The sequence below is a fragment of the Acinetobacter sp. I-MWF genome, from assembly GCF_025433935.1.
Lineage (GTDB): Bacteria > Pseudomonadota > Gammaproteobacteria > Pseudomonadales > Moraxellaceae > Acinetobacter > Acinetobacter guillouiae.
Map to the genome: position 1 here is coordinate 2,488,261 of NZ_JAMBAR010000001.1, position 13,187 is coordinate 2,501,447.

Sequence of the window (13,187 nt, forward strand, 5' to 3'; positions counted from 1 at the left end):
ATGTTGCAAAAAGTTTTAATTGCAAACCGAGGTGAGATTGCGTTACGCATCACTCGAGCTTGTAAAACTTTAGGAATCAAAACTGTCGGCATCTATTCAGATGCTGATAAAGATTTGATGCATTTACGTTTTTGTGATGAAGCAGTATGTATAGGTCCAGGAGCGAGTAGCGAAAGCTATTTAAACATTCCTGCCATTATTACCGCAGCAGAAATTACAGGCGCAGATGCTATCCATCCCGGTTATGGTTTCTTATCTGAAAATGCTGAATTTGCAGAAATTGTAGAAAACTCAGGCTTTATTTTCATTGGACCGCGTCCTGAACATATTCGTCTAATGGGAAATAAAGTTTCTGCAATTACGGCGATGCGTAAAGCAGGTGTACCAACAGTTCCTGGTTCAGCACATGCAGTGACACCCAACAATGCGTTGGCTGAAGCCAAAGAAATTGGTTTCCCGCTGATTGTAAAAGCTGCTTCAGGCGGTGGTGGTCGCGGAATGCGTATTGTTGAACGTGTCGATACATTACTTGAATCGGTTCAAGCTGCACAACGTGATGCTGAGATGTGGTTCGGTGATGATACGGTTTATATGGAACGTTTCCTGCAAAAACCACGTCATGTTGAAGTACAAGTTTTAGCAGATGGTAATGGTCAAGCGATTCATTTATATGACCGTGACTGCTCTTTACAGCGTCGCCATCAAAAAGTGCTTGAAGAAGCACCTGCACCGGGTTTACCAGAAGAAGCCCGCGCGCATATTCTTGAAGCCTGTGTCAATGCATGTAAGTTGATGCAATACCGTGGTGCTGGTACTTTTGAGTTCTTATTTGAAGATGGTGAATTCTTCTTTATCGAGATGAATACCCGTGTTCAAGTTGAGCATCCTGTGACTGAACAAGTAACTGGTGTAGATATTATTGAACAGCAATTACGTATCGCTGCGGGTCTAGGTTTAAATCTTCAACAAGAAGATATTAAAATCGAAGGTCATGCGATTGAATGCCGTATCAATGCAGAAGATCCGTCGACCTTCTTACCATCACCAGGTAAAATTGAATCATTCTATGCGCCAGGCGGTGCAGGTATCCGTTTAGATTCTCATATCTATCAAGGGTATAGCATTCCTCCGTATTATGACTCAATGATCGCAAAGTTGATTTCTTATGGTAAAGATCGTGAAACTGCGATTGCCCGTATGAAACAAGCCTTGGATGAGATGATCTTAACTGGAATTAAAACCAATATTCCATTACATAAAGATCTGATCCTTGAAGACAAAAACTTCTGTTCACAAGCAATGGATATTCACTACCTTGAAAAACACTTGTTAAAACAAGTTCAAGGACATGAAAAAGATGCTTAATATGCATCCTCTAATCCAGTAAAAAAGCCAATAAAAAACCTCTGTAAAATCAGAGGTTTTTTATTTTAAAGCAAATGCTTGATTATTTAGCCAAGCATTGATGCTTTAAATCAACTTAAGGCAAGACTCTACGTAAAGTAGCAAAGCATTGATCACCTTTGTCAGAAATACAAAAATTCAAAGTGTTCTTATTAACCCACTTCACAAAATATTGGGTAACTTCACCCGACTGATCTTCTTTACGCCCCGAACAATCTGTTTCATTATTTTCATAGCGAATTTGCATGATTAATGCGGGTGGCTTTTCCAGCGTATTATCGGGTGAAGGCTGATAGTCAAACAGACCAATTGACCACTCTTTGGCACTATTCACCACCACTTCATTGGAACCGCGGAAATTATAATATTCTGTACATTTCTTATTTTCTGGAATTTCCATGCCCCATAAGCCTAAAATTTCAGGGCGAGTATTTATACGAATTGTGCTTGTGGTATTGGTTGCAGCCACAGTCGCAGGATTGGTTGCTTGAGGTTGAACTGTTTCAGCTCTCGCAAAAGGTGAAAGGCTAAGCAATAAAGAAATTATAAGTGCTGTTTTTTTCATACCAAGTCTGTATGTAATATTTCATCAGACATAAATTAGCATAGATTTAGAATAAAACATGTAAAATTAACCATATATGAACAATCTTTCTTGTTTACTCTATGCAAAAACATTTTTGTGACGAACCCGAATTAAGGTAACTAAAACTATTGATTTATCGATATAAATAGATATGATTACTTATTAATACCTTAGCAGAGCCAGATAAAATATTGGCTTAGAGATTAATCCCTCTTTAGAATAGGTTAGTAAATTGCCTCGAGCTATCGCATATTTAAGTCAAACGCTTAAAGACAACATCTCTGCATTTTTTATTATTGCAATGATTATTTTTGTCTGCGCATTGGCTGGAATATTTGGTAGACCCTTATCCTTTCTTGCCATTTTTTGGCCCGCAAATGCTGTTTTACTTGGACTTTTTTTAAGGTTTCATCGCTTAAAAAATATAGGGGGATGGATTGGCGCATTTACCGCCTTTATGCTCGCAGATCTGCTTACTGGCAATTCATTTTTAATCACCTTCTTTCTGACTTTGGCCAATCTAGCTCATGCCTTGGTCACATTAGGACTGATTCGTTTTTTTAAACTGGATTATAAACAATATAATAAAGGCCTAACATTTTTATACTTATTTGCAATCAGTGCCTTTGGCGGTTGTTTAGCCTCACCAATCGTTGCAAGTCTAACAGTCCCTTATTTACCAAATACCTTTATGGTTATGGATAGAATCTGGATTGATTTTGGCATGTGGTGGACGGGTGAAATCCTCAATGTCATTGCCTTTTTACCGATTATATTGGCAATCCCAGATAAAAAAACCATTCAAAGCCATATCCAACAATTTAAACAACAGCCTTTTCAATACGAAAAATTTCTTCCGCTGTTGGGCGTGATTTTATCGGTCATTCTGACTCATTTTTTTCTGGGACCAGGTGCAATCATGTTCCCCATTGCAGCACTGGTCTGGGCTGCACTAAGCTATAATTTGTTCTTTGTCTCTATCATTAACTGTATAGTATGTATGCTGCTCTATAATGCATTGACTGCATATTATATTGCTCAATCTCCAGATGCCTATTTGGGCACCACACTGTCTGTACGCATCGGTTTAATGATGTTGGCTTTAGGGCCTTTAACCCTTGCTATTATCAGTTTAAATCGCCAAAAGCTTTATCACCAAATCTTATACTTAGCCAATCATGATGGTCTCACCACCACACTCAATCGTCGTTATTTCTATGAAGAAAGTGAACGTACCATTGCTGAAGATGTTGAAAAGCAACAAGCACACAGTGTCACGATTTTGGTTTTAGATTTAGATCATTTTAAGAAAATTAATGATCAATATGGCCATGTGATTGGCGATTATGTTTTGCAAGAGTTTACCCATCAAGTCAAAGCACAAATTCGTGCGAATGATCTATTTGGTCGCTTAGGTGGCGAAGAGTTTGCTATATTATTAAAAGATCTATCTTTAGAACAAAGTGTTGCCATTGCACAAAGAATTTGTAATAGCGTTTTTAATACCCCGATTCATTTAGATGATCAGCGTAGCTTAAATATCAGCGTCAGTATTGGCTTAAGTTATCAGACTTTACCCTATTGCATACCTTTTCAACAGCTGATTAAACGGGCTGATGATGCTTTGTATTTAGCCAAGGAAAAAGGTAGAAATCAACTTTGTCTAGAAACCACGATCGAACAAAACCAAAAGATATTTGCCCAATAACTCAGAACAGCAAGGGAAAGCTATGAAATTTTCAGAATATATTCAATATGATGGTATCGGTTTAGCACAGCTTGTTCAAAATAAAGAAGTACAAGCACATGAATTATTAGAAATCGCAATTCAACGTGCTGAACTGGTAAATCCTAAAATTAATGCGATCGTTATTCCGATTTATGAACAGGCATTAAAAAATACCCAAAACTATGCAACTGGCCCCTTTTCAGGTGTGCCGTTTTTACTCAAAGATCTACACCAAGAATATGCGGGTGTCGCAACTTCATTTGGTTCTAAAGCATTTAAAAATGCTAAATATATTGCCAAAGAAAACTCAGAAATCGTCAATCGCTGGGTAAAATCGGGCGTGGTTACTTTTGGTTTAACCAATTCGCCAGAGTTTGGCATTAAAGGTATCACTGAACCTGAAGCTTGGGGCAGTTGCAAAAATCCGTGGAATTTAAAACACAATAGTGGTGGTTCTTCTGGAGGTTCTGCTTCTGGCGTGGCAGCAGGTATCGTACCAATTGCAGGTGCGAGTGATGGAGGTGGTTCTATTCGAATTCCAGCCTCGTATTGTGGCCTATTTGGTTTAAAGCCAAGTCGTGGACGTACACCTTGGGGACCTGAAATCAGTGAAGCAATGCATGGGGCTGCAATGCAACATGTATTGTGCAAATCAGTCCGTGACAGTGCCACAATGTTAGATGCTACTCAAGGCTCAGATCGCACGGCGCTTTTCAATATCCAAAGTCCAACTGAACGCTACTTAGACATTATTGAAAAAGCCCCAAAACGTTTGCGAATTGGTTTTTCCACTGTTTCCCCAATTGGAACCAAAGTTTCAAAAGATGCAGTACAAGCCATTCAAAAAACCGCCAAACTTTTAGAATCTTTAGGCCATATTGTTGAAGAAGCGACGCCTCAGATTGACGGTATGGCGCTTGCCAAAGACTTTATTACCACATGGTTTAGTCAATGCGCTTATACAGTCAATCAAGTCAAACAGCGATTTGGCGCAACAGACCAAGATTTTGAATTAGATACACTGGCAATTGCAGCATTTGGTGCCAAAGCTTCTGCTGTGGACTATATTAACAACCTCAATAACTGGGGTGTTTATGTTGCAAGAATGAACCATTTCTTTGAGCATTATGACTTATTTCTGATTCCGTCTACAGCCTCAGTTGCACCTAAAAATGGTGAGGTAAAAACACCATCTTGGCAGGTTCCGATTTTAAAAGCCTTGCTCAAAGTCGATCAAGCCCACTTACTGGCAAAAGGTAAGCTGGTTGAGCAGATGATTAAAAATAATTTGCAATGGGTTCCATTCACTCAATTGGCCAATATCACGGGCTTACCTGCCATGTCAGTACCTTTATATTGGAATAAAGATAATCTGCCTTTAGGTTCACAATTTATTGCACCTTTTGGACGTGAGGATGTGTTATTACAACTGGCGGCACAATTGGAGCAAGCGCAACCTTGGGCAGCTAAATATAAAGGTATTGCGATATAAATTTTATCTGCATGAATATTCACATTAGACATCTGGTACTGGTGTGAATATTTTTTGAGAATAGCGTGGCATTGCAAGCTTTTCAATCATACATATTCATTTTTTATAGAAGAGTATAATTTCCATAAGTTATAAAGTTTGCTTTCGTAAGACTATTCTTAGTTCATTACTTTAATCCTCTTTATAAAAATGAGAAACACAACGCAATCAATATACATCACGTAAGTAACGTTTTTGTTCAATCAACTGCTCAAACTGATCTTCACCTAAAATATCGATTAATACTGTTTCAACCCCTTGTGCCATCCCTTTTAAACTACCACAAATGTAAATTGATGCACCTTGCTCAATCCATTGTTTAAGTTGTGCTGATTTCTCCAATACACAATCTTGTACATATTTCTGATTATCTGTATCACGTGAAAACGCATAATCAATTTGCGGTAGTACACACTGTTGTTGCCATAGATTCAATTGATCTGCAAAGCCAAGGTCAACTTGGTACTGACGTTCACCATAAATCAACCAGTTTTGCTGAAAAGACCATTCTGCGCGTTGCCGAATATGTGACATCAAGCCTGCTATCCCAGAACCATTTCCAATCAGAATAATAGGCTGATCATTTTGAAGCAGATAAAATGCAGGATTTGAACGAACTCGACAAGAAATTTGCTCACCTAAAGCCAGCGCATGGGTAAGATAGCCCGAACCCAGCCCTAAACCTGTTTGATGAACTTCTCGTCTGACCACCAACTCAATCTGATTTTGCGATGTAATACTGGCAATCGAATATTCACGAATCGGTAAGTCTTCTGCCTGTGCCAACCATTGCTCAAATGCCGTTGAATGTTGCATGGCATCAAATGAACGTAAATTCTTAAACCGCAATAATTCTATTGGATGATTAGCCTGAAACACACTGGAGTTTTGAAGATTAAAATGATCTAAAAATGCCTTGATTTGTGAATCTGTATTGGCACATTGAATTTCAAGAATATCACCAGATTTCCAACATAATGCTTCAACTTCGGTAAACACAAGATGATACATTGGATGCCCTAAACTGCCTTGATTTAACAAATGGCGTTCAGATAAAACCACAGAATGAAATGGATGTTGTGTCAATTGAACAGGTTGAACGAAAAATTGCGGCAAAACTAGGTCAAGTTGAGTTTGCCATTCCGTCAGACCTGTAGGGTTAAGTTGATCAACACAAATCATGGGGAACAAAGCTTGTGCATGGTTTTTAGTTAACCATAAATCCAATTGTTTACCAAAATTACAGAAATTTGCATAATGCGAATCACCAAAAGCCAATACAGCATACTCAATGTCATTTAAATCAAATGACTTTGTCATTACATTTTTAACAAACTGACGTGCTGAATCTGGTGCATCACCCTCGCCATAAGTACTAACGATCCATAGAATCTTTAAGCTACGTTTAAATAAAGCGGCATTCACCTGTTCAATACTCAAGCACTGAACCAAATAACCTGAAGCAGACAATTGCTGGGCTGTTTGCAAAGCAAAACTTTCTGTCTGCCCTGACTGACTTGCATATACAATCAAATATTCATCTGCATTTTGAGTTAAATTGCGTTTTGATTGAGGTCTCAATAAAAGCAACAGAAAAATGCCATGAAATATAAACAAGATTGCTAAAAATATAAGTACAGTCAGTACAGCATGTGTCATTGTTCTAACCTTTTATACCACTGTCCAAACCAGAAGCATCAATAGCGCTAAGCTGAATACCGTCAAGAAAAGATGTGTTTTTAAGCGAGTCTTAATACTTAAAAATAGGATATAGCCTGCCAATGATAAGATCGTAATGATGATTGCACTGATATCAATCAGCCAAGTCCATGCTTTACCCGCATTTTTTCCACGGTGCAAATCACTGATCAATGAAACGGTAGAGGCTGGTTTAAGCGTAATTTCAGCTTGACCATTGTCTAAAGTGACCCAAATATCTGTTGAACCTGCTGGGCTTGCCAAATGAATCATGACCTCATTGTCCGTGACTTCACCACTCTTATAACGACCAATGACTGCATGATGTTGTCGTAGATAATCTACGATTTGAGTGCTTGGATTCTCTTGGTCTTTAATTTGAGTCAGGACATTTTCAGGTAAGGTAATCGTTTCAGTATGTTCATCTGTTGCAGGGGTAAACCATTCAGGGTGGTTTAAAATTAGTCCCGTAACAGCAAAAAAGATTAATACAATAAAGGCAAAAGCTGATAACCAGCCATGCACATAACGTGCATGGCGGTAAAAATCTCGACGTTGATACACAATTAGACTCTCATCAAAACGCTTATCCGAACAGGCATAGTCAGCAAATTAATTCACTTTCTGGAAATTCAGTTTGACGATACCTATTTCCTTTTGTGCAGGTAAATTTTGAGAGGAAGCTTTTGCTTTTACGTCCAAGTTAAAAGTTTGATAAGAATGATCACCATGCTCACGTGAAGCTTCAACATGTATTTGATATTGCCCTGCATCTACAGTTTTACCATTGTCATCTTTACCATCCCAAGCCAGTTTATAATTACCCGGTTGGCGTGACGGTTTAGCAACTGCATCCAAGTTCGTTATTTGACGACCATAACGGCGCCACCATACATAGTTTGAATTAATCCATTTCGGGTCTTTGCCCCAAGCTGCAAGTGTCCGCACTAATTTTTTATCACTGTCGGTCACCCAGATCGAGATATAAGGTGCACGATAATTTTCCACAACCAATTTGGGAACAACCAAATCGATCACCGCTTGATAACCTGCGGGCCATTTTGCTGAAGCATTTGCTGCAACATTATGAAAATCTGCTTGCTGTGGCAGTTGAACCAAAGCATTCCAACCTGTGCTTTGATGCGTTTCACCCGTTGATAGTGTCAGTTGAGCTTCATAACCGAGCAAAGATTCGATCAGTTGCATGCCTTCTGCTGGCTTCATCACAGTTAAGGCTGTTGCTAAAGCATCTGCATCCGCAGCACATTTTCCAACAACTACACATTGCTCAACATGTTGGATTGGCAAACCGGTATGTGGATCTAAAAGATGAGATTGCCCCGCCAGGCTACGATAACCCTGACCACTGAATGCGACCGCTTGGTCTTTTAAGTTTAAAACTTGGCTTGGTGCTAGATTGTCATAGTGATTAAAGGCATCTTGTACACCAACATTCCAACCCGCTTGATTGGGTGAGGTTCCCCAAACGCGCATGTCACCACCGATATCCAGTAAAATACCTTTTAAATTAGGGACCGCTTGACGTGCTGCAATTAAAGCTCGATCAATAATATAACCTTTTGCATAGCCATCTGGTGCAAAAGTAACAGAGCTATCCATTTGCACACTTTTTGTTTTTTCATCCAAGCGAACACTGTTGTCTTGCAACTGTGAAACTAATTGATCACGTGTACTTTGATCAATTTCAATCACACCATTGGCCTGTTGCCACATTGTAATCAAATTGCCTAAACGCGCATCAAATGCGCCACAGGTTTTACCACGCCAAGCTTCACATGCAGCGATGACTTGATACAAATCCGAAGATGCTGTGAGATGCTTTTGTTGGTTGAGTTGCGAAATTTCACTGTCATTTTGCCAAGTAGATAACACTTGATTCAAATCAGAAATTTCTTTTTCGATTACAGCTGTTGCACGAGCAGCTTCTTGTTGCGAAGTTCCAGTAATCACCACATCTAAAGATGTACCCAAAACATGATCACGATGGAAATGATGGCTTTCCAATCCAACATGGTTATTACTTGTAGCAGAAACCTGCACTGTTTCTGCATAACTATGCAGTGGAGATATCAGTGCTAATGCCATGACCAGAGGCGAAAGACGAAATACGGCACGAGTTGAGGGTGAACGTCTGCTTGATGAGGACATACGGATAGTCTCTGAATTTTGTTAAAATAATATTGATAATGATACTTGTTATCAAGTACATTATGTAAAATATTTTAACTTAAGTTTACAGGACGCTTAAAATGAATCAATGGCTCAAAATTGCCTTGCTATCTGCATTACCCGTAGTTGGTTCTGCACATACCATCAGCCCTTTTATTCTCCCTGAAGTTTTTGATACCAGCGCATCCCAAAATGTAAGCTTTCAGAGTTCACTGACCCTTGAAAAATTTTTTGTTCCCAGCATTAACTTTAAAACCAGCTATCTCCTTACAGATCCTAAAGGTCAGCAAATAAAAATAAACCCTGCTGCCGAATTAAAACGCTTTAATGTTGCTGAGTTTGATCTTCCAAGTGAAGGGACTTACCGTATCCGTACAGATAATGCTTTAGGGAATAGTAGTAAATATGCCCTTATAGATGGTCGTTGGTTACGTATCCGCCCCGTACGTCCACAAAATGCAAATATGCAAGCGCCTAAACCAGAACAACCAAAAGCCGATGCTGAAAAAAAACCAGTAACACCACCACAACCGCCACGTTCAGTTTCAGCAGACCAAGTCCCTGCAAATGCACAAACCTTAGAGGTTAAAAACAATATTATTGCTGAAAGCTTTGTCACCAAAGGCAAACCAAGCCCTGTTCCAGCAGTCAGCAATAAAGGATTTGAAGTTAAGTTTTTTACCCATCCAAATGAGTTGTTTGCGGGTGAATCATTAAAAGCGCAGATTTTACTCAATGGCAAAGCTGTACCAAACCTTGAGATTGATGTGTTTAAAGGCGCCAGTAGTTATGAAACCAGTGCGCAACGTGAACAACCACATGTAAAAACCAATGCAAAAGGTGAAGTGGAAGTTAAATTTGAAAAACCTGGAATTTATTTGATTACGACTTCTTATCCAGAGGCTAATCCTGACAATAGCAAAAAGCCAGAAAGTGAAATTTTTACTTATGGTCTAACCGTTGAGGTTGCTGAATAAATTCTATTAAGATCTTAATTTTTATTTAATAATTAGTATATTTATTAAGTTCTTTTACAAGTGTTTTTAAAAGCATAAATCGACATAAAAGCACCCTCATCCTAGCCTTCTCCCAGAGGGAGAAGCAACTTTCAATACCAATATGATTCAATTCAAATGATCATTTTTCAACCCATCAAAGATGACCCAATCAAAATTTAGAATAATAATCAATTAGATAGATATAAAAACTTGCATTACATTAAAGTTAAAAGACTTTAGCATTTTTTTGCATAAGCAAATCAACAATCAAGACAACCACTTATACAAAAAAGTCATAAGATATGCCTGTTTTTTGATATCTGGCAATATAAGTCATGTTTGGTCCTGTTGAGTTTATTCTAGCTGGCGTTTTAGTCGGCTTCTGTGTAGGTATTACTGGTGTAGGCGGTGGTTCTCTTATGACCCCCATCCTGATTAGTTTATTTCGAATAGAACCACACATCGCAATCGGAACAGACCTACTCTATGCGGCTATTTCTAAGTTTTGTGGCTCAATGGTTCATGCTAAAAAACTCAATATCGTTTGGCCGATTGTTCTCTGGTTAGCCTTGGGCAGTGTCCCTGCTTCATTTATCACCCATTGGGTTTTAGACAATTACCTCAGCAGTTCAACGCACTACAAAGCCATTTTAACCATGGTGTTAGGCTTTATGCTGACCATAACAGGCTTGTCTATCGTGTTCCGTTCTAGAATTGAAAAATTCTTTGCCAAATTTCGTGCAGAAAAACAAGATTTTCATGAAGCCAATAATTTCAACATTGAAGGCAAACGCACTTATGTTGTGATTATGGGGATTGTACTGGGCGTATTCGTGACCCTTTCTTCTGTAGGTGCTGGCGCATTTGGTATCATGGCACTGATCCTCATGTTTCCAAATTTACCGATGATTCGTATCATTGGTTCTGATGTGGTACATGCTGTTTTATTAACCTCTGTTGCTGGTTTTGCGCATATGACATCTGGCAATGTAGATTTTCATCTGCTTGGATGGTTACTGGTGGGCTCAATTCCTGCAATTGTGGTGGGGACCTTGATCAGTTCTAAAATGCCAGAAAAAATGATTCGCAAGGTTTTGGGGATCACCCTATTTGCCTTGGGTATTAACTTTATCTTAAACCCAGTTAAATCCAAACCTGTAGAAAAACCACAGGCTGCAATGGTGACGCCATCCGTCCAACAACCACAGGTTTAAAATTAAGCTTTTATTGATAACTAATAATTATGAATTGACCGCAAAGTTTTAATGATTTATTTATGACAAAACTTCGGCCAATTCGTGTTATATTCTGACCACTAAAAATACTTTCTGTATGTTTCTAATACCCAGTGACGGCAATGAATACATTAAATTCAAATCCAATTACTCAATCAGATATTGATGACGTGAATGTCCAAAGCATTCAAACGCTGGTAACCCCAGCGGAACTTAAAGCTGAATTACCATTAAATGAAAATGCCTACCAAACTGTACTTCATGGTCGGGAAACTGTTCGTAATATTTTAGATGGTAAAGATAAACGTCTATTTGTTGTGATTGGCCCTTGTTCTATTCATGACCCTGTTGCAGCACATGATTATGCAAATCGTTTAAAAGTATTAAGTGAAAAAGTAAAAGATACTTTATATATCATCATGCGTGTTTATTTTGAAAAACCTCGTACAACCGTTGGTTGGAAAGGTTTGATCAATGATCCAGATATGAATGATTCTTTTAATATTGAAAAAGGTCTACGTTTAGGTCGCAAACTATTGCTTGAGTTAAACGATAAAGGCTTACCTTGTGCAACTGAAGCGCTTGACCCAAACTCACCACAATATTACCAAGATCTTATTTCATGGTCTGCGATTGGTGCACGTACAACGGAAAGCCAAACGCATCGTGAAATGTCTTCTGGTCTTTCTTCACCTGTAGGCTTTAAAAACGGTACAGATGGTGGTTTAACCGTTGCAACCAATGCCATGCAGTCTGTTAAACATGGTCATAGTTTCTTGGGTTTAAATAACGAAGGCCAAGTTTCAGTGATTCGTACCAGCGGTAACCCTTATGCACACGTTGTATTACGTGGTGGTAATGGTAAGCCGAACTATGATGCGGGCTCTGTTGCTGAAGCGGAAAATGCGTTAGCAAAAGCCAAAGTCAGCAATAAAATCATGATTGATACCAGTCATGCCAACTCAAATAAAGATCCGTATTTACAACCGCTTGTGTTGAAAAATATCACTGAACAGATCTTAGATGGCAATAAATCTATTGTCGGCATTATGGTTGAAAGCCATATCAAAGGTGGACGCCAAGATATTCCTGAAAATCTGGCTGATTTAGAATATGGTAAATCGGTGACTGATGGTTGTATCGATTGGGAAACCACTGAAAAAGCGCTTCTGGAAATGGATGCAGCTTTAAAAGAAATTTTACCAAATCGTTAATTAATATAAAAACGCCATCTACATAGATGGCGTTTTTGTTTATGATGTTATTAAACATTTTCTGTAAGAATGCTATGAACGAACTTGAACAAGAACTCTGTCAAATCGCAAACTTCCAGTTTGTCCACGAACATTTACTGACTTCAGGCCAGCCAAGTGCTGAACAACTGAAACAGATTAAAGAATACGGCGTAGATACAATCATCAATCTGGCATTTACAGATGCCAGCTTACACCTTGAACATGAAGATAAAATCTGTGCTGAGTTTGGGCTCAACTACATTCAAATTCCAATCCATTGGGATACACCAGCAGATGATCAATGCTTATTTGTGTTAGATTTGATCGCGCATTTGGTACAGGAAAAAATTGTTTGGGTACATTGTGCAAAAAATATGCGGGTGAGTTGTTTGATGTATTTATATCGCCAATATTATATGGATATCGATATGCCAGCCGCACAAGAGTTGATGCATCAAATTTGGGAACCCAATGAGACTTGGACTGGTTTAATACATGCTGTTGCCTTACAACTGCAAGGGCGTAAAGCCACTGAAGATTTACAACACTCCTTGATGAATGCGGATCAGTTTTCTTAAACC

General features: G+C 38.7%; 11 protein-coding genes. 7 read left to right on the forward strand and 4 right to left on the reverse strand.

Annotated elements, in window-relative coordinates:
- Positions 1 to 1,365, forward strand: coding sequence for an acetyl-CoA carboxylase biotin carboxylase subunit (gene accC, locus M2R48_RS11570; RefSeq protein ID WP_004719789.1), 1,365 nt, complete (start codon positions 1 to 3; stop codon positions 1,363 to 1,365).
- A 115-nt stretch (positions 1,366 to 1,480) separates the two neighbouring features.
- On the opposite strand, the gene M2R48_RS11575 is transcribed toward accC, so the two are convergent.
- Entirely contained in the window at positions 1,481 to 1,969 is a 489-nt protein-coding gene (locus tag M2R48_RS11575) for a hypothetical protein (protein WP_004821977.1), read from the reverse strand.
- Positions 1,970 to 2,222: 253 nt separating this feature from the next.
- Between M2R48_RS11575 and M2R48_RS11580 the strand changes: the two genes are divergently transcribed.
- Positions 2,223 to 3,698, forward strand: coding sequence for a GGDEF domain-containing protein (locus M2R48_RS11580; RefSeq protein WP_034615571.1), 1,476 nt, complete (start codon positions 2,223 to 2,225; stop codon positions 3,696 to 3,698).
- 22 nt (positions 3,699 to 3,720) lie between these two features.
- Positions 3,721 to 5,211, forward strand: a complete 1,491-nt coding sequence (locus M2R48_RS11585) for an amidase (RefSeq protein ID WP_262086219.1) — start codon at positions 3,721 to 3,723, stop codon at positions 5,209 to 5,211.
- Positions 5,212 to 5,418: 207 nt separating this feature from the next.
- Here the strand turns inward: M2R48_RS11585 and M2R48_RS11590 are convergent, their stop codons facing one another.
- From M2R48_RS11590 to M2R48_RS11600, 3 genes are read right to left on the reverse strand one after another with little or no spacing between them, the layout of a single operon-like run.
- A complete protein-coding gene (locus tag M2R48_RS11590; RefSeq protein ID WP_262086220.1) occupies positions 5,419 to 6,909 on the reverse strand; it encodes a sulfite reductase subunit alpha in 1,491 nt (496 codons plus the stop codon).
- Between the two features lie 12 nt (positions 6,910 to 6,921).
- Positions 6,922 to 7,512, reverse strand: a complete 591-nt coding sequence (locus M2R48_RS11595) for a PepSY-associated TM helix domain-containing protein (RefSeq protein ID WP_262086221.1) — start codon at positions 7,510 to 7,512, stop codon at positions 6,922 to 6,924.
- Between the two features lie 48 nt (positions 7,513 to 7,560).
- Positions 7,561 to 9,117 (reverse strand): DUF2271 domain-containing protein, encoded by a 1,557-nt coding sequence (locus M2R48_RS11600; protein WP_262086222.1) that lies wholly within the window; start codon positions 9,115 to 9,117, stop codon positions 7,561 to 7,563.
- A gap of 101 nt (positions 9,118 to 9,218) precedes the next feature.
- Here M2R48_RS11600 and M2R48_RS11605 point away from each other — a divergent pair, with 101 nt between their 5' ends.
- The 4 genes from M2R48_RS11605 to M2R48_RS11620 all read left to right on the forward strand — a co-directional run bounded on the left by M2R48_RS11605 (position 9,219) and on the right by M2R48_RS11620 (position 13,184).
- Entirely contained in the window at positions 9,219 to 10,115 is an 897-nt protein-coding gene (locus M2R48_RS11605; RefSeq protein ID WP_004821988.1) for a DUF4198 domain-containing protein, read from the forward strand.
- 356 nt (positions 10,116 to 10,471) lie between these two features.
- Positions 10,472 to 11,350 carry a sulfite exporter TauE/SafE family protein gene (locus M2R48_RS11610; protein ID WP_034615589.1) on the forward strand — a complete coding sequence of 293 codons (879 nt, stop codon included), beginning with the start codon at positions 10,472 to 10,474 and terminating at the stop codon, positions 11,348 to 11,350.
- Between the two features lie 143 nt (positions 11,351 to 11,493).
- Positions 11,494 to 12,585, forward strand: coding sequence for a 3-deoxy-7-phosphoheptulonate synthase (locus tag M2R48_RS11615; RefSeq protein ID WP_004719768.1), 1,092 nt, complete (start codon positions 11,494 to 11,496; stop codon positions 12,583 to 12,585).
- A 74-nt stretch (positions 12,586 to 12,659) separates the two neighbouring features.
- Positions 12,660 to 13,184: a protein tyrosine phosphatase family protein gene (locus M2R48_RS11620; protein WP_262086223.1), complete on the forward strand. Its 525-nt coding sequence runs from the start codon at positions 12,660 to 12,662 to the stop codon at positions 13,182 to 13,184.
- Positions 13,185 to 13,187: the final 3 nt, after the last annotated feature.

Excerpts from the sequence above, each read along its gene's own strand:
- M2R48_RS11590 (WP_262086220.1), bottom strand. The coding sequence starts at position 6,909 with ATGACACATGCTGTACTGACTGTACTTATATTTTTAGCAATCTTGTTT.
- M2R48_RS11615 (WP_004719768.1), top strand. The coding sequence starts at position 11,494 with ATGAATACATTAAATTCAAATCCAATTACTCAATCAGATATTGATGAC.
- M2R48_RS11610 (WP_034615589.1), top strand. The coding sequence starts at position 10,472 with ATGTTTGGTCCTGTTGAGTTTATTCTAGCTGGCGTTTTAGTCGGCTTC.
- M2R48_RS11600 (WP_262086222.1), bottom strand. The coding sequence starts at position 9,117 with ATGTCCTCATCAAGCAGACGTTCACCCTCAACTCGTGCCGTATTTCGT.
- accC (WP_004719789.1), top strand. The coding sequence starts at position 1 with ATGTTGCAAAAAGTTTTAATTGCAAACCGAGGTGAGATTGCGTTACGC.
- M2R48_RS11620 (WP_262086223.1), top strand. The coding sequence starts at position 12,660 with ATGAACGAACTTGAACAAGAACTCTGTCAAATCGCAAACTTCCAGTTT.
- M2R48_RS11575 (WP_004821977.1), bottom strand. The coding sequence starts at position 1,969 with ATGAAAAAAACAGCACTTATAATTTCTTTATTGCTTAGCCTTTCACCT.
- M2R48_RS11585 (WP_262086219.1), top strand. The coding sequence starts at position 3,721 with ATGAAATTTTCAGAATATATTCAATATGATGGTATCGGTTTAGCACAG.
- M2R48_RS11605 (WP_004821988.1), top strand. The coding sequence starts at position 9,219 with ATGAATCAATGGCTCAAAATTGCCTTGCTATCTGCATTACCCGTAGTT.